15 protein-coding genes and 1 pseudogene are annotated in these 16,558 nt (G+C 71.7%); 7 read left to right on the top strand and 9 right to left on the bottom strand.

Annotation, left to right across the window (positions count from 1 at the left end; translation table 11 throughout):
• Positions 1 to 271 precede the first annotated feature (271 nt).
• Positions 272 to 664: an ankyrin repeat domain-containing protein gene (locus WJ438_RS33365; RefSeq protein ID WP_406728509.1), complete on the bottom strand. Its 393-nt coding sequence runs from the start codon at positions 662 to 664 to the stop codon at positions 272 to 274.
• A gap of 352 nt (positions 665 to 1,016) precedes the next feature.
• On the opposite strand from WJ438_RS33365, the gene WJ438_RS33360 reads away from it, so the two are divergent.
• Together WJ438_RS33360 and WJ438_RS33355 are read left to right on the top strand one after the other, a co-directional pair.
• On the top strand, positions 1,017 to 1,211 hold the full coding sequence (locus tag WJ438_RS33360; protein WP_406728508.1) for a hypothetical protein: 195 nt from the start codon (positions 1,017 to 1,019) through the stop codon (positions 1,209 to 1,211).
• A gap of 48 nt (positions 1,212 to 1,259) precedes the next feature.
• Positions 1,260 to 2,939 (top strand): hypothetical protein, encoded by a 1,680-nt coding sequence (locus tag WJ438_RS33355; RefSeq protein ID WP_406728507.1) that lies wholly within the window; start codon positions 1,260 to 1,262, stop codon positions 2,937 to 2,939.
• 64 nt (positions 2,940 to 3,003) lie between these two features.
• Here WJ438_RS33355 and WJ438_RS33350 read toward each other — a convergent pair whose 3' ends face one another.
• Positions 3,004 to 4,503 carry a PLP-dependent aminotransferase family protein gene (locus tag WJ438_RS33350; RefSeq protein WP_406728506.1) on the bottom strand — a complete coding sequence of 500 codons (1,500 nt, stop codon included), beginning with the start codon at positions 4,501 to 4,503 and terminating at the stop codon, positions 3,004 to 3,006.
• 99 nt (positions 4,504 to 4,602) lie between these two features.
• Here WJ438_RS33350 and WJ438_RS33345 point away from each other — a divergent pair, with 99 nt between their 5' ends.
• From WJ438_RS33345 to WJ438_RS33330, 4 genes are all read left to right on the top strand, one after another.
• Positions 4,603 to 5,268: a YczE/YyaS/YitT family protein gene (locus WJ438_RS33345; protein WP_406728505.1), complete on the top strand. Its 666-nt coding sequence runs from the start codon at positions 4,603 to 4,605 to the stop codon at positions 5,266 to 5,268.
• The gene (locus tag WJ438_RS33340) at positions 5,265 to 6,032 is read left to right on the top strand and encodes a glycerophosphodiester phosphodiesterase (protein WP_406728504.1); all 768 of its coding nucleotides are present in this window, start codon (positions 5,265 to 5,267) and stop codon (positions 6,030 to 6,032) included. Before WJ438_RS33345 ends, WJ438_RS33340 begins: the two co-directional genes overlap by 4 nt.
• A 46-nt stretch (positions 6,033 to 6,078) precedes the next feature.
• Positions 6,079 to 7,428, top strand: coding sequence for an MFS transporter (locus WJ438_RS33335; RefSeq protein ID WP_406728503.1), 1,350 nt, complete (start codon positions 6,079 to 6,081; stop codon positions 7,426 to 7,428).
• A gap of 267 nt (positions 7,429 to 7,695) precedes the next feature.
• The gene (locus WJ438_RS33330) at positions 7,696 to 8,070 is read left to right on the top strand and encodes an RNA polymerase-binding protein RbpA (RefSeq protein WP_003977404.1); all 375 of its coding nucleotides are present in this window, start codon (positions 7,696 to 7,698) and stop codon (positions 8,068 to 8,070) included.
• A 112-nt stretch (positions 8,071 to 8,182) separates the two neighbouring features.
• Here WJ438_RS33330 and fxsA read toward each other — a convergent pair whose 3' ends face one another.
• From fxsA to WJ438_RS33310, 4 genes are all read right to left on the bottom strand, one after another.
• A complete protein-coding gene (gene fxsA / locus WJ438_RS33325) occupies positions 8,183 to 8,764 on the bottom strand; it encodes an FxsA family membrane protein (protein ID WP_406728502.1) in 582 nt (193 codons plus the stop codon).
• A gap of 111 nt (positions 8,765 to 8,875) precedes the next feature.
• Positions 8,876 to 9,715 carry a polyprenol monophosphomannose synthase gene (locus tag WJ438_RS33320; RefSeq protein ID WP_406728501.1) on the bottom strand — a complete coding sequence of 280 codons (840 nt, stop codon included), beginning with the start codon at positions 9,713 to 9,715 and terminating at the stop codon, positions 8,876 to 8,878.
• Between the two features lie 638 nt (positions 9,716 to 10,353).
• Positions 10,354 to 11,970 (bottom strand): amidohydrolase, encoded by a 1,617-nt coding sequence (locus tag WJ438_RS33315; protein ID WP_406728500.1) that lies wholly within the window; start codon positions 11,968 to 11,970, stop codon positions 10,354 to 10,356.
• A gap of 140 nt (positions 11,971 to 12,110) precedes the next feature.
• Positions 12,111 to 12,551 (bottom strand): Lrp/AsnC family transcriptional regulator, encoded by a 441-nt coding sequence (locus WJ438_RS33310; RefSeq protein ID WP_109379411.1) that lies wholly within the window; start codon positions 12,549 to 12,551, stop codon positions 12,111 to 12,113.
• 265 nt (positions 12,552 to 12,816) lie between these two features.
• On the opposite strand from WJ438_RS33310, the gene WJ438_RS33305 reads away from it, so the two are divergent.
• Positions 12,817 to 13,251, top strand: a complete 435-nt coding sequence (locus WJ438_RS33305; RefSeq protein ID WP_406728498.1) for a hypothetical protein — start codon at positions 12,817 to 12,819, stop codon at positions 13,249 to 13,251.
• 501 nt (positions 13,252 to 13,752) lie between these two features.
• Here WJ438_RS33305 and WJ438_RS33300 read toward each other — a convergent pair.
• The 3 genes and pseudogenes from WJ438_RS33300 to WJ438_RS33290 all read right to left on the bottom strand — a co-directional run bounded on the left by WJ438_RS33300 (position 13,753) and on the right by WJ438_RS33290 (position 16,442).
• A pseudogene (locus tag WJ438_RS33300) lies at positions 13,753 to 14,927 on the bottom strand (acyl-CoA dehydrogenase family protein).
• A gap of 652 nt (positions 14,928 to 15,579) precedes the next feature.
• Entirely contained in the window at positions 15,580 to 16,236 is a 657-nt protein-coding gene (locus WJ438_RS33295) for a TetR/AcrR family transcriptional regulator (protein WP_406728497.1), read from the bottom strand.
• A 47-nt stretch (positions 16,237 to 16,283) separates the two neighbouring features.
• Complete coding sequence (locus tag WJ438_RS33290; RefSeq protein WP_406728496.1) at positions 16,284 to 16,442, bottom strand: SCO1431 family membrane protein; 159 nt, start codon at positions 16,440 to 16,442, stop codon at positions 16,284 to 16,286.
• Positions 16,443 to 16,558 lie beyond the last annotated feature (116 nt).

Raw genomic sequence — 16,558 nt, 5'->3', positions numbered from 1 at the left:
TGGCCGCGTGCCAACACGTCGGGACGCCCGCCGTTTCCTGCTTGCTGTAGACCATCTTCCTCTGCCTCTCGTCGGTGGCCCGTGCGGACCGCGTCACGACCCGCGCGGTGCGGCAACACCTGCCCAGCCATCGCGTCCGTGAATCACGTCGTCATGATGACCCGGCGGTCACATCTGCCGCGACCGAATTCCGGCGACCCCGTACCGCCTCCCCCGTTTTCCGGGGTTTTCCGTGCCTTCGCCGGTCGGAGCGCTCAACGCAACGTCCGGTTCAGTGCTCGCCGAACAGTTCGAGCAGTTCCGCGCGGCCGAACATCCGGGCCGTGTCGACGGCCGAGGGAGTGCCCGCGGCAGGGTCGGCACCACCGTGCAGAAGGGCCTTGACCACCTCGGTCTCGCCCTTGAAGGCGGCCCCCGCGAGCGGGGTCTGTCCCCGGTCGTTGATCCGGTCGGCGTCGGCGCCGCGCTCCAGCAGCGCACGGACCACCTCGGCATGACCGTGGTAGGCGGCGAGCATCACGAGCGAGTCGCCCCTGTCGTTGGTGAGGTTGGCAGGCACACCCGCGTCGACGTAGGCCACGAGTTCCTCGGTCCGGCCGCGCCGGGCCAGATCGAAGATCTTGGTCGCCAGCTCCACGACCTCGGGGTCGGGGGCTTCAGTCATATCGGCCGGACCGCCTCTCACCACGGATCACTCCGCACATCGGGGACAGGGTGTACGTCTGCGAGCGGGGCAGAGCCGTACGGGTGAATCGCCAGGGTACTGGCTCGCGCGGCACATGAGCCGACGCGTCCGAGGTAAAGATCACGGGAACCCCAGACGGACCAGACGGACGCAGCCGGACCGCAGCCGGATCGACAGCCCACGTCAGCCGAGCCAGGAACGGCCCTCAACGGTCCGCCGACCGGGCGAAAAACACGCCAATTAACCCAGTTGCACCTTTTGTCGTATAGATACATTCTGTGATCCTGGAAGTGCTCATGGTGACTGTCCCCCGCGAACCAGGAGAACTCACATGATCCTCTCGATCTCAGGCGTGGTCCTGCTCGGCATCGTCCTCTTCGTCCTCTGCCGCAAGGACGGCCTGAAGCCGTTGCACGCCGTGGTGGCCATGCTGTTCGGCTTCTATCTGGCCAGTACGGCCATCGCGCCGAGCATCAAGGCGGGCGGCGAAAGCCTGGCCGGCTTCCTCGGTGGAATCAGATTCTGACCCACCGCACCCCACGTCCTCACCCACCCGCACACACTGGAGGCAGCAGTGGCCCGGCGCCCCCTCCCCCACATCCTGAGGAACGGCGGCACGCAGCTCGCCCGCAGCCGGGAGCTGGCCCGGACGGCGGCCGACAGCGCCACGGACGTCCTCCATCCGCTCATCACGATCACGCGCGGACTGCGCCGGCTCGCCTCGGCCGGACGGCGCAGGTGGCTCGACACCCCCAAGGACCGGCGCGGAGCGCTGCTCTTCCTGGTGGCGTCGGTGGTCCTGGTCCTGGCACTCCTCCCGTACGGTCCGCTGCTCGCCGTCATCACCCTGATGGCGGCGGCGGCCTGGCAAGGCCGGGACCGCGCCCCGGCCACGCCCGACGGACCCGATGAGTCGCAGATCGAGCGCCTGAGGTCGCTGTACGACGCCCTGGTGCCGTACTTCTCGTCCGACGGGGACCCGGATCCCCTCTACGCCCACGGGGGCGCGTGGGAGAACGCCTTCCCCGCGTACGAGTTCGACGGCACCGGCCGCATCACCCACCTGCTGATCAACTATCCCGCGTACTACACCGACGGCGAACCGGAGTCCCGCGCCCGGATCGAGCACCTGCTCGCCGCCAAGTCGGGGCGCGGCCGCGAATACCACTTCGCCTGGGACGAGGAGGGCAACCAGCTCACGGTCCGCGTCCTCGCCCCGCTGCCCGCCGACATCGCCGCCCAGCGCTTCGTCACGTCCCCCGGCGAGACGGTCCTCGGTTTCACCGACCCCACCCGGGTGCGGCGCACCCTGCCACTCACCCACGGCGAGGAGCGGCGCGACGTTCCCCCTGTCGTCTGGCGCACCGGCATCCGCTCCACCGAGCCTCATCTGCTGGCTGCCGGGCAGCCCGGCAGCGGTACCTCCACCCTGCTGCGCTCCATCGCCCTGCAGGCGCTGGTCCACGGCGACGTGGTGATCATCGATGGCGGCGGCACCGGTGAGTACGCCTGCCTCACCGGCCGGGACGGTGTCCTCTCCGTCGAGTGCGGCCTGGCGGGGGCTCTGGCGAGCCTTCAGTGGGCCGCGCACGAGACGGAGCGCCGCCTGATCGCCACCAACCGAGCCCACCAGGCGGGCGATCCGCCGCCCGCGGACACCAGGCGGCCGCTCTGGATTCTGCTGGACCGTCCGAGCGCGTTCACGCACCTCGCCGCCGCGGACGGTCGCGAGGACCCCCAGTCGCTGCTCCAGGTCCCGCTGCGGCACGGTCGCCCGGCGAACGTCACGGTGGTCGTCGCCGATCAGCTCGACAGCATGGAGATCCTCACCGACGCGGTACGGCAGCACACACGCGCGCGTGTAGTCCTCGGACCCGCGGCACCGGAGCAGGTGGCGGCCGTCCTGGGCGCTCCCCCGCACACCACGCCCGTCGAACACGTCCCCGCGGGTCGCGGCTACGCCCGCCTGGGTACGGGCCCGGTCCACCGGCTCCAGGTGCCGGCCACGCCGAACCCGTACGACGACGCGATCAGCGACGCCCACCGGCAGGCGGTACTGGACCTGCTCCCGGCCCGGACGACTCCGGCGGACGCGGAAACGGAGGCGCGGGCGCCCGAGCACGTGCGGCCGGTACCCGACCTCCTGTGCAAGGCCCCTCTCGACGAGACCTCTGTGGACGCGGCCCCTGCGATGGCCGGCGAGCACACCGAGGACAACGTGCCCGCGGAGGCGGCCGTCGCCGATTCCTCCTGACCGCCCACCGCCTGGTTCCGGCCTCCCTCACGCACCGCACGCAGGCGCCGCCCGTCCGCCGTGGCTACGCCACGAAGATGCGCGGCGTCTCCGCACCCGACGTCCCGCCGGTCTCGGCGATCCGTGCCGCCGCGGCCAGTCGTACCGCCGCCTCCTCGGCCACCGCGCCGCCCACGGTGAACGGCAGCCGCACATACCCCTCGAACGCCCCGTCGACCCCGAAGCGTGGCCCCGACGGCACCCGCACCCCGACCCGCTCCCCCGCCTCGGCGATCCGCGACCCCGAGAGCCCGCCGGTACGCACCCACAGGGTGAGCCCGCCGCGCGGGACCTCGAACTCCCAGTCGGGCAGCTCCCGGCGCACCGCACCGACCAGCGCGTCCCGGTTCTCCCGGGCCTGGGCGCGCCGGATCTCCACGGCCCGCTCCCAGCCGTCCGTGCCGAACAGCCAGTTCACCGCCAGCTGTTCCAGCACGGGCGTGCCCAGGTCGGCGTACGCGCGCGCGGCCACGAGACTGCGGATCACGTCGGGGGCCGCGCGCACCCAGCCGATACGCAGACCGGCCCAGAACGCCTTGCTCGCCGAGCCGACCGTGATCACCGTGGATCCGGCCGGGTCGAAGGCGCAGACGGGACGCGGCATCTCCACATCCGGATCGAGCCAGAGCTCGCTCATGGTCTCGTCGGCGACCAGCACCGTCCCCGCCGAGCGGGCCGCGTCCACCAGCCGACGGCGCTGGTCCTCGTCGGCGAGCGCACCGGTCGGGTTGTGGAAGTCCGCGACGATGTACGCGATGCGCGGCGCCGCTTCCCGCAGCACCTGCCGCCAGTGGTCCACGTCCCAGCCGGCCAGCCCCTCCGCCATGGCCACGGGGACCAGCCGGGCCCCGGCCTCCCGCATCAGCTGGAGGATGTTGGCGTAGGACGGCGACTCGACGGCGATGCGCTCGCCACGGCCTCCGAAGAGGTGGCAGATGGCGTCGATGGCGCCCATCGCCCCGGTCGTCACCATGATCTGCTCGGGCATGGTCGGGATGCCCCGCGCGGTGTACCGGTCGGCGATCGTCGAGCGCAGCGCCGGCAGCCCGGCCGGGTAGTCGCCATGAGTGTGCGCGTAGGGCGGCAGTTCCTCGAGGGCGCCCCGGACGGCGCGGGTGAGCCAGGGTTCGGGCGCGGGCAGCGCGGCGCAGCCGAGGTCGATCACCGAGCCGAGGGTCTCGGGTGGCAGCGGTTCCAGTCCCCGCGCGGGCACCGGGTTCCCGGCCGGCACGGCGGTCCAGCTGCCGGCGCCACGCCGTGACTCCAGGAAGCCCTCGCCGCGCAGCGCCTCGTAGGCGGCGGCGACGGTGGTGCGGCTGACGGACAGGGACAGGGCCAGTTCCCGCTCGGCGGGCAGCCGGGCGGCCACCGGGACCCGCCCCTCGAGGACCAGCAGCCGGATTCCGTCGGCCAGGGCGCGATAGGCGGGCGGGCGGCGGGTGCCGGAACCGGCCGGTCGGCCCTGCTGGGAGTTGAGCAGTCGGGCGAGCTGCGCCGCACCCACCGCCGAGGTCCACTGTGCCACGTGAATCAGTCCACCTTCCTCGAATTGGCCATGGATGAGATTTACCTCCATGCCACAGGGTGTCACGGGTCGGTCCACTTCCACCACAAGGGGCATACCTTGTCCAGTCAACCGCCCCGGCACGGACATCTCGCACGGCGACTGTTCCAGCTCTACGCCGGATTGGCGCTGTACGGCGCGAGCTCGGCCCTGCTGGTCAGGTCCGGGCTCGGCCTGGAGCCGTGGAACGTGCTGCACCAGGGCCTGTCCGAGCGGACGGGCCTGTCGATGGGCCTGGTGCTGACCATCCTGGGCGCGGTGGTGCTGCTGCTGTGGATCCCGCTGCGCCAGCGCCCGGGGCTCGGCACGGTCTCCAACGTCCTGGTGATCGGCTCGGCCATGGACGCGACTCTGGCCGTGGTGCCCGAGGCACACGGCATGACCCTTCGCGTCCTGGTGACGGCGGCCGGCATCGTGCTGAACGGCGCGGCGACCGGACTGTACATCGCGGCGCGCTTCGGGCCGGGCCCGCGCGACGGGCTGATGACGGGGCTGCATCAGCGCACGGGGGTGTCGATCCGCCTGGTGCGTACGGCCATCGAGGTCGCGGTGGTCGCCACGGGCTTCGTCCTGGGCGGCACCGTGGGGGTGGCGACCCTCCTGTACGCGGTGACGATCGGCCCGCTCGCCCAGCTCTTCCTGCGGGTGTTCGCCGTCCCCTCGGCATCCGACGGCCCCACGGCCGTTGCCATCGGTCAACCGTGTGGGGCGATACTGCGTCCGTGACCTCACGGATACGCCACCCCTACCTCGACCATCCCGGCCCGATCGCGTTCGCCCACCGCGGCGGGGCGGCGGACGGCCTGGAGAACACCGTGCGCCAGTTCCGGCGCGCCGTCGAGGCGGGCTACCGCTACATCGAGACGGACGTCCACGTCACGCGCGACGGTCGGCTCGTCGCGTTCCACGACGCGACCCTGGACCGGGTGACCGACGGAGCGGGCCGGATCGCCGATCTGCCGTGGCGGGAAGTGGAGCACGCGCGCGTGGCGGGCCAGGAGCCGGTGCCCCTCTTCGAGGAGCTGCTGGCCACCTTCCCCGAGGTGCGGTGGAACGTCGACGTCAAGGCCGAACCGGCTCTCCTGCCCTTCCTGGACCTGATCGAGCGAACGGACGCCTGGGACCGGGTCTGCCTCGGCTCCTTCTCCGAGGCGCGCGTGGTACGCGCCCAGCGGCTGGCCGGGCCCCGCCTCGCGACCTCGTATGGCACGCGGGGGGTGCTGAACCTGCGACTGCGCTCGTGGGGGCTGCCGGCCGCGGTGCGCCGGTCGGCCGTCGCCGCCCAGGTCCCGGAGGTCCGGTCCGGCGTCCCGGTGGTGGACCACCGCTTCGTGCGCACCGCCCACGCGGGCGGGCTCCAGGTGCACGTCTGGACGGTCAACGAACCCGAACGGATGCATCGGCTCCTGGACTTGGGGGTGGATGGCATCATGACCGATCACATCGACACACTGCGCACGGTCATGGAGGACCGCGGCATCTGGGTCTGAGACCCTGCCCGGCCACTGAGCGCGTTCACGGGGAGGCGAGGCGCGGGTGGGCAACGACACCGTGCGATCACCGGCAGCGGACGAGGCGGCCGCCCGCCGGTACGAGCAGCGTGGCTGGTACTTCTACGACTGGGCATGCTCCGTGTACTCCACGAGTGTTCTCACGGTGTTCCTCGGCCCCTATCTGACGTCGGTCGCCGAGGCCGCGGCGGACGCGGACGGGTTCGTGCATCCGTTCGGTGTTCCGGTGCGCGCCGGGTCGTTCTTCGCGTACTCGGTGTCCCTGTCGGTGATCCTGGCGGTGCTCGTGATGCCGCTGGTGGGCGCCGCCGCCGACCGCACCGGCCGCAAGAAGCCGCTCCTCGCGGCCGCCGCCTACACGGGTGCCGCCGCCACGGCGTGCATGTTCCTCCTCGACGGCGAGCGCTATCTGCTGGGCGGCGCGCTGCTGGTCGTGGCGAACGCGGCGCAGTCCGTGGCGATGATGCTCTACAACTCCTACCTGCCGCAGATCGCCACTCCCCAGGAACGCGACGCGGTCTCCTCGCGGGGCTGGGCCTTCGGCTACGCGGCGGGCGCCCTGGTCCTCGTCGCCAACCTGATCCTCTACTCCGCCCATGACGGTTTCGGACTCTCCGAGGGCATGGCGGTCCGTATCTGCCTGGCGTCGGCGGGTCTGTGGTGGGGCGCCTTCACCCTGATACCGCTGCGGCGACTGCGCGACCGCCGTGCCCCCGCACGGGAGGCGTCCGCCCTGCCCGGTTTCCGGCAGCTCGCGGCGACCGTCCGCGACATGCGGCGCCATCCGCTGACGCTCGCCTTCCTGCTGGCGTACCTGGTCTACAACGACGGCATCCAGACGGTGATCTCACAGGCCTCGGTCTACGGCTCGAAGGAGCTGGGGCTCGGGCAGTCCACGCTCATCGTCGCCGTGCTGCTGGTCCAGGTACTGGCCGTGGTCGGCGCGCTGGCACTGGGCCGGCTCGCCCGGAGCCACGGGGCGAAGCGCACGATCCTCGGCTCACTGGTCGCCTGGACGCTGACGCTGGCCGCCGGGTACTTCCTGCCCGCCGGGGAGCCGGTGTGGTTCTTCGTTCTGGCCGTCGGCATCGGCCTGGTCCTCGGCGGCAGCCAGGCGCTGTCCCGGTCGCTGTTCTCCCACCTCGTGCCGCCCGGCAAGGAGGCCGAGTACTTCTCGGCGTACGAGCTGAGCGATCGAGGGATGAGCTGGCTCGGTCCGCTGCTGTTCGGGCTCACCTACCAGCTGACGGGCAGCTACCGGGACGCGATCATCTCGCTGGTGGCCTTCTTCGTCCTCGGTTTCGCGCTGCTCGCGCGGGTTCCGGTGCGCCGGGCGGTCGCCGCCGCGGGGAATCCCGTTCCGGAGAGGATTTAGCACTCGGCGCGAAAGGGCTGTAGTGTACGCGTTTGGCCTGCCAGGTGTACCGTTACTGCGCGTCAAAGATGCCGAAACGCCGTGTCGTATCTGTTATCAGAGGTGACAAACCGGGCGCCGGTGGGTACTGCACTGGTTGACAAAGGCTGCGGCTACGACGGCGACACATGACCCGGAACGGGAATCTTTACCGCCGACCGGACGTTGACCGGATGACGACGACAGCGACACCTGTCCTGTGGGCGACAAGCCCGGGAGGCACGATTCATGAGTGAGCGAGCTCTTCGCGGCACGCGCCTCGTGGTGACCAGCTACGAGACGGACCGCGGCATCGACCTGGCACCCCGCCAGGCCGTGGAGTACGCATGCGAGAAGGGGCACCGCTTCGAGATGCCCTTCTCGGTCGAGGCGGAGATCCCGCCGGAGTGGGAGTGCAAGGTCTGCGGTGCTCAGGCACTCCTGGTTGACGGCGACGGCCCCGAGGAGAAGAAGGCCAAGCCCGCGCGTACGCATTGGGACATGCTGATGGAGCGACGTACCCGAGAGGAACTCGAAGAGGTCCTCGAGGAGCGTCTCGCCGTTCTGCGCTCCGGTGCGATGAACATCGCGGTTCATCCCCGGGACAGCCGAAAGTCGGCTTGATCCCGACGGAGGATCGGGCGGGAGCACAGCGCACAGCAGCACACAGGACCGCGGGCGCCGTACCGGCCGGTACGGCGCCCGCGGTCCTGTGTGCGTTCGTTCGGCCAGGCCCTCAGCGCGGGAGCGGCGGACGGGGCTCCTGCGGGAAATCGCCCGGCGTGGTACCGCGCTCGTCCCTGATCACCTCGCCCTGGACCACCTTGCCGTCGGGCCGGTGGATGCGCGCCTGCTGGAAGACATCACCCAGGGAGCCCCGGGCGGCCTCGCGCAGCTTGCGCTCGAGGGTGTGCTCGGCGTAGCGGCTCACGGCCTTCTGGGCCGGGGGCACCAGCAGGAGCAGACCGACCGCGTCGGAGATCAGACCCGGGATGATCAGCAGCAGCCCGCCCAGCATCATCAGGCCGTTGCCCTCGCTGTTCGGCCGGGGCTCGGGCAGCACGCCGCTCTGTTGCTGCTGCAGCGTCTCGGCGAGGTTCTTGAAGGCGCGTCGGCCGGCCCGCTTGATCACCACCGAGCCGAGAACCAGGCCGGCCAGCAGCACCAGGAAGACCACCAGCCCGTTCGAAGCCCCGGCGAGGACCGTGAGCAGCCAGATCTCCAGCACCAGCCACACGGCGACGCCGAGCGGCAGGACGGTACGCAGCCGGGAGCGCCGGGGCCGGGCGAGGTTCGGGGTCTGAGCGCCAGTCGTCATGCTCCCAGTGTGCCTGGCCCCTGCTCAGCACGGGATAAGCGGGACCGGCGGGACCTCCCGGACGGTGAACGCACGCGCGGTCCGCCCCGTCAGCCCAGCGGGCCCTTCCGCCTATCCCTCCTGCTTCGTCTGCTCGACCTGCTGCGGCTGCCCGGTCCGTTTGGCGTCCTCGCGCCCCAGGACCTTGCCGACCCTGTCCCCGAGGCCCCAGGCCGTGACCCGCCACAACGCCTCGACGACGATGTCGCGGCTCATCTTCGAGTCGCCGAGTTCCCGCTCGACGAAGGTGATGGGCACCTCGACGACGTGATAGCCGGCCTTGACCGCGCGGCGGGCGAGGTCGACCTGGAAGCAGTAGCCCTGGGAAGCGACGTCGTCCAGGCCCAGGCCCTCCAGGGTCTCGCGGCGGAACGCGCGGAAGCCGCCGGTGATGTCGCGCAGCGGCAGATCGAGCGCCACGCGCGAGTAGAGGCTGCCCCCGCGCGAGATGTACTCACGGGACTTGGGCCAGTTGACCACCCGACCACCGGGCACCCAGCGCGAACCCAGCACCAGGTCGGCACCCTTGAGGGCGGTCAGCAGACGGGGCAGTTCCTCGGGCTGGTGGGAGCCGTCGGCATCCATCTCGACGAGTACGCCGTAGTCCCGCTCCGCGCCCCAGCGGAAGCCCGCGAGGTACGCGGCACCCAGACCTTCCTTGCCCTTGCGGTGCAATACCTGGACGTGGTCGTCCGTGGCGGCCAGTTCGTCGGCGAGTCTGCCGGTGCCGTCGGGGCTGTTGTCGTCGGCCACCAGAACATGAGCCTCGGGAACGGCCTTGCGCACCCGGCCGACGATCGCCTTGATGTTCTCCGCCTCGTTGTAGGTCGGGATGATCACCAAGGCCGTGCCGAGCGGGCCGAAAGTCCTTCCCTGGGCTTCCGCCGCGCGGGTCCCGTCGCCGTCGTTCACAACTGCCCCTTCATGTCATGTTCAGGGTCCCACCATAGTGGTCACAGCCTGCACTGACGTGGCAGAACGTTCATACGATGGTGTCAATTTCCGAGGATCGGGTGGAGCGCGCCTTCCCCGCATGCGGGGAAGGCCCCCGGGCGGTGCGGCGGGCACTTGCGTGCGCCGGCAGCGTACGGATGGACAGCGTACGGATGGACAGCGTACGGCCGGACGGCCCGCGGCGGGGCGGTGTACGGCGGGATGGGGGCCCGGCGCCCTTCGGGCCGACCTGGGACCCGCCGGCTGCGAGTCGTCCTGAAGCCGTTGTCTACTGAGCGCCCGGCCCCACCCGGGGCCACACCTTCCCGACCCACCGGAACGTTCCCTCGTGCCGCGCCGATGCTGAGCCTGGCTCCCGGTGACGGTGCCCGGTGCGGCACACCGTCCCTGACCCAGCGGCGCCGCCGCGAGTGGGCGGAAGTTCCCCGGTCGGGCGTCCGATGGTGGACCCCGCCGAACCTAGCTTTCCCCCGCTGCTTCCTGTCAACAGTCGTTTGACCTGCGCAATATGGTTCAGATGCGTGGTCAGCGGAGAGGATGCGCAGGTCGCGAGACGGGGGCTCGGCACATGATCGTCACTGGGCGGGCCGTGCAGATCACCCTCCCGGCTGTACGAAGACCGTGCGTCCGCCGACCACCGTGCGGCGGCAGACGGGCAGGTCACTGCCCGGGGTCAGGTCCGGCAGGCCGGGGGTGCCGGAACGGGGGTCGGTGGACCAGCGCGCCACCCGGTCGTCGGGCGTCTGTACGACGAGGTCGCCGGTGCGCCACACGGCGTAGTCGGCGGGGGCTCCCGGTACCAGGACGCCCGCGTCGTCACGTCCGATCGCCCGCCAGCCGCCACGCGTGTGCGCGGTGAACGCGGCGCGCACGGAGACCCGGTGCTCGGGCGTGCGGTGGAAGGCTGCGGCCCGGACGGTGCCCCACGGGTTGAGGGGCGTGACCGGGCTGTCCGAGCCGAAGGCGAGCGGGACACCGGCGCGCAGCAGGGCCGCGAAGGGGTTCAGGGAGCGGGCCCGCGCCACCCCCAGGCGTCGGGCGTACATGCCGTCCTCGCCGCCCCACAGGGCGTCGAAGGCGGGCTGGACGGAGGCGGTCAGGCCGAGTTCGGCGAACGCGGCGACGGCCTCGGGGGTGAGCATCTCGGCGTGCTCGACCCGGTGCCGGGCGGCCCGCACGCGCGCGAGGCCGACCTTCTCGGCGGCGGCGCGCATCCCGTCGACCACCGCGCCGATGGCTGCGTCGCCGATGGCGTGGAAGCCCGCCTGGAGGCCCGCCTCGGTGCAGTCGACGACATGGGCGGCGACGGCGGCGGCGCCCAGGTGGGCGGTGCCCGTGTGGCCGGCGTCGGCGTACGGCTCGCGTAGGCAGGCGGTGTGCGAGCCGAGGGCTCCGTCGGCGAACAGATCGCCCGCGGCACCGATCGCGCCCAGTTCGCGGGCCTTGGCGACGTCCCGCTCGGCCCAGTAGCCGACGACGCGCGGGCCGCTGCCCTCGGCGGCGAGCCGCAGCAGGCCGCTGAAGTCGTCCTCCGAGGAGATCTCCGGGCCACCGCACTCGTGGACGGTGCCGATGCCCAGCGAGACGGCGTGGGCCAGCGCGGCACGCTGCGCCTCGGTGCGCTGGGCGGGCGTGACGGCCCCCAGGGCGGTGGCGCGTACGGCGTGGTGGGCGTCGCCGGTGAGCGGCCGGGCCTCGCCGGGTGCCTCACGGACGGTCGCGCCGGTGACGAGGTCGAGCAGCGCGGTGGTGACGATCGCGGAGTGGACGTCGATCCGGCTGAGGTAGAGGGGGCGCCCGCCGGTGGCCGCGTCGAGTTCGGCGCGGGTCGGGGGGCGGCCACCCGGCCAGCGGGACGCGTCCCAGCCGTGGCCGAGCAGGACCCGGTCGGTGGGGCGGGCGGCCGCGAACTCCCGCACCCGGGCCAGCGCGGCTTCCAGGGAGGGGGCGTCGGACAGGTCGAGGCCGGTGAGGGCCAGTCCGGTGGCCGTGGTGTGCACGTGCGCGTCGGTGAACGCCGGGGTGACCAGCGCGCCGTCGAGGTCGATCACCTCGTCCACGCCGTCCGCGAAGGAGTCGGCGGCACCTTCGGAGCCGACCCAGGCGATCTGGCCGCCCTCGACGACCATCGCGGTGGCGAAGGGGTCGGCTGGACCGTGGACCTCTCCGCGGCGGAGCAGGACGGTGCGCGGCGGGGCGGTGCGTTCACTCATGACCCTCAGTGTCACCCCTCGCGGGACCGGGCCCGCACCCAGGGCCGCTCTTCACGTCACGCCCGCACCGTTCCGCCTGGCACGCCCCGCACCGTCCGGTCGCGTCGCACCCGCGCGGCGTGCTCCCGCGCGGGTGCGTGTCAGACGCGCGGCGGACGGGCCTCGTACGGAGTGGACAGGACCACCGTCGTCCGGGTGGAGACGCCCGCCAGCGAGCGCACGCGTGCGAGCAGTTCCTCCAGTTGGCGCGGTGTGGCCACCCGCACCTTGAGGATGTAGTTCTCGTCGCCCGCGACGCTGTGGCAGGCCTCGATCTCGGGCACGCCCGCGAGGCGGTCCGCGATGTCGTCGGGGGCGCTGGGGTCGAACGGCTTGACCGAGATGAAGGCGGTCATGGGCAGGCCGACGGCATCCGGGTCGACGACCGCGGCATAGCCGCGGATGACGCCACGCTGTTCCAGTCTGCGCACCCGCTGGTGCACGGCCGACGTGGACAGGCCCGTGGCCTTGCCCAGGTCTGTGTAGCTCATCCGCCCGTCCTTGACGAGCAGCTGCACGATCTGTCGGTCCAGCTCCTCCATGGCGCAAGAACCTACAGTGCCGTCGATCTCCTCGGATACCTGAACTGGCCAGGTCATGCCCGGTTCGTGATGCGCCGGACGCCCATGCCAGCCGGGCGGGGGACAAAGCCCCCGCGGGGGGCACCTGCGGACGGCGTGTGACGAACACCACACCTTTCGAACAGTCTCCGTGATGTTCTCGTGATTACCCCCGGTGGGGGACGGGAAGTGCTTGCTGTGGTCGAGGCCGCAGCGCCTTCACGGCCCAGCCCGAGGGGGAGAACCCATGCAGAGTCTTAAGCGCCCTGGTCGCACCACGTCCAAGCGGCAGCAGCCCGTCGTCGAGCTCGTCCCTGAGTACGTCGACCCCGACGCTCTCGACGATGAACTCGACGCGTACGACACCTTCGAGATGTACCGGGTCGTCTGCCCGGACTGCGCGCAGTCAATCGCACTGCTCGCGGACGAGGAGGTCCTTCCGGAGCACGCGCTGTGCGCCTCGCCGTGGAACCCGTTCGGCCTCACGGTCTGCACCGGCACCGGCCTCAGCGCCGACGAGGCCCGGCCGGCGGACGAGGCCGTCACGCTCCAGGAGCAGGACACCGCCATGCTGTTGACGCTCCCTCAGGGACTCGACTGGCGCACCCAGCCCTTCTCGCACGTCGGCGGTCCGGCTTCGCGCCCGATCAGGGTGCCCGTCATGCGGCGCCACGCCGCCTGAGCCGCCCCGGGCCCGGCAAGCGCACCGCGACGGGATTCCCTGCGCGGTGCGTCACCCGGCGCGGGCGGCCGGGAGGGTGACCCCACCCTCCCACTCCGACACTTGTCCAGGCCCGTCACCTCCGGGTCGGCGTCGGGTGGCCGGATCGGACGTCCGCGAACGCACGCTCTATTCGGGCGGTCGGTGACCTGCTCGGTCGCTCCCGCGTTGGCCAGGTATGACGACCCCCACGCGCTCGACGACCGGGCGTCAGCTCCGTGCCCTCGCTCCACAGCCCGTACCGCAGCCCGCCGGGCACACCGCCTCCCCGCCGCGGCCCGCCGGCCGGGCCGCGCCCGCGCCGCACCCTGCGACCGCGTCCGCACCGGCGCCGCCGCAGCTCCCGGATCCGCCGATCTACCGCGATCTGATGCGGACCTGGGCCGACAAGGGCCGCGCCCTGCCGGGCCTGGCACGACCCGGAGTGGACCCGGCTCGCGGCACCCTGGCGAGGCCGCTGGATCAGCCCGTCGGCGGCCCCACGAGATGGCGGGCGATGACCATGCGCTGGATCTGGTTCGTCCCCTCGACGATCTGCAGCACCTTGGCCTCGCGCATGTAGCGCTCGGCCGGGAAGTCCGCGGTGTAGCCGTAGCCGCCGAGGATCTGGACGGCGTCGGTGGTGACCCGCATCGCCGTGTCGGTGCAGTGCAGTTTGGCCATGGCCGCCTGCTTGGCGAACGGCCGCCCCGCGTCCCGCAGTCGGGCCGCCGCGAGGTACAGCGCGCGCCCCGCCTCGATCTGCGTGGCCATGTCGGCGAGCATGAACCGCAGTCCCTGGAAGTCGGCGACGGGCCGGCCGAACTGCCGCCGCCCGACCGCGTACCCCAGCGCCTCGTCGAGCGCCGCCTGGGCCAGGCCGACCGCGCAGGCCGCGATGCCGAGGCGTCCGCCGTCCAGCGCGGACAGGGCGATCGCGAAGCCCTGGCCCTCCTCGCCGATCCGCCGGTCGTCCCCGACCCGTACGCCGTCGAAGTGGACCTGCGCGGTGGGCGAGCCCTTCATGCCCATCTTCTTCTCGGGAACGGCGGCGCTCAGCCCCTCGGCGTCGCCGGGCACCAGGAACGCGGTGATCCCGCGCGGGCCGTCCTCACCGGTGCGGGTCATGGCGGTGTAGAAGTCGGCGATGCCGCCGTGCGTGATCCATGCCTTGGTGCCGGTGATCACCCAGCCTCCCCCTCCTCGCGCACCGCCTTGGTGCGCAGTGAGGCCGCGTCCGACCCGGAGGACGGCTCGGAGAGGCAGTAGGCGCCGAGCAGGCCACCGCCGAGCATCGCCGGCAGGTGCTCGGCCTGCTGCTCCTTGGTGCCGTGGGTGGCGAGCGCGTAGGAGGCGAGGGTGTGCACACTGACGCCGAGGCCGACGGTCAGGCGGGCCATGGCGAGCTCTTCGAGAACCTGGAGGTAGACCTCGTACGGCTGGTCTCCGCCGCCGTACGCCGAGTCGTAGGGCAGTCCGAGCAGTCCGGACTCGGAAAGCAGGGCGAAGACTTCGCGTGGGAAGCGGCCGGCCTCCTCCTCCTCGGCCGCCTTCGGGGCGATCTCGCGCTGCGCGATGTCGCGGACGAGCGAGATCAGGTCCCGCGCCTCGTCCGTGGGCAGCTGCCGGTCCACCGGCTGCGGGGCGTGGTCGGACATGGCGACGCTCTCCTCCCTGTTCGGGCACATCGGCGGATGTGCGCCTTGGGTTGGGGCGGTTCCGCCGGGTTGTTCCGGTGCCTGGCCGATGCTGTCGCCTCCGGGTCTCGGAAGCTGCTGACCAGCCGCTGTGAGCTGTGAGTATGCCCGATCAACCCGAGCACGTCACTTGTTAACGACCGCTTACTTCAAGAATTTTCCGGACGCCGAAATTGGTTCGCACCATTGACCGCACTGGTCTAGTCCTCTTATTGTTCCGCTCCAACGGAGTCGCTGCGTTCATGCCAATCGATTCGCGTTTCCCCTCCCCCACGAAGAGACACACCGGATGCGATCCCCCCACCGCCCCCGCGCCCTGCGAGCGCTGGCGTCCACCGCACGCGCCGCCGCACTCGCGCCGGACCGCCCGTCGGCGCGGGCACCTCGACCGCGACGGCGGCGGCCCCGGCTCAGGAGGCCGCCGCCGGTTCCGAGGTCATCGGGTACTTCACCGAATGGGGCACCTACGACCGCGCGTCCCACATCAAGAACCTCGAGCGGTGCCGGAGGCGCGGCCGGAGTGGAGGCTCCACGAGAAGATCTCCACCCCGGCCGCGCCTCCGGCATCGCGGACGTCGGCGTCCCAGGCGTCGAGCCCTCGGACGCCGGCGCGTCAGCTGTCGCGGCGGGCGGGCTCCGGGGCCGGGTGCGCGGGGTCCAGTTCCTCGATGGCACGCAGGGCCCCGCCGAGCGTCTTCACCAGCAGTTCGCGCACGGTCTCACGGGGCAGTCCGGGACGGCCGATCCAGTCGAGGGTGGCACCCTCGACGCTGCACACCCAGGAGAGCAGACCCATCCGCGCCACCGGCGTGATGTCACTGGTCCCGTAGGCGCCTTCGGCGATGGTCTCGATGATCGCCTCGCGCACCCCGTCCCGGATGGCATGGACCTCGGCGTCGAAGCCGACACCGCCGCTGACGATCGTGCGGTACGCGGCCTGGTTGTGCTCGGCGTAGCGCAGATAGCCGTCGACGGTGCGGTGCACCCGCTCCGCGGGCGGCAGTTCGACGCCGCCCGCCGCGAAGGCGACCAGGCCTGCCACCGAGTCCTGGATGATGGACAGGTAGTAGCCCCGCTTGGAGTGGAAGTAGTAGTAGATCAGCCCCTTGGCGACATGCGCCTGACGTGCGATGTCGTCCATCGAGAGCGCGTCGTACGACGTGTCGGCGAACAGTTTCCGCCCGATGGCGATGAGTTCGGCACGGCGTGCCAGCGAACGCTCGGTACTGCGCGCGCCGGGGCGCGCGGCAGGCTGCTGACTGATGTTCAATCTTGACCCAGTTTTCCTGCGGGGGCGGACGTCCGCAGTATGGCAGGTCAGAGCATTCCGAGCTGGGTCACGAGCATCGCGACGACCACCACGAGAACCCATCCCATGATGTGCTCGAGGATGTCCGGGCCGTCCTCCCGGGGGCCGCCGGTGCGGACACCCGGGGCGGCGACAGGGGCGGTGGCGGTGGCTGCGTTCGCGGTCATGGCTTCTCGCTGATCTCGGATCCCGGTGGTACGCGCTGGACTTCCGCGCGACGTTGTCCACCTTGCCACCCTCAGTGGCTTTTGCGGCCGAGACCTTGGTCACACGGCAGCGGCGG

The organism is Streptomyces sp. GD-15H, assembly GCF_045291515.1.
Classification (GTDB): Bacteria; Actinomycetota; Actinomycetes; order Streptomycetales; family Streptomycetaceae; genus Streptomyces.
This window is presented reverse-complemented; position numbering and strand designations above follow the sequence as displayed.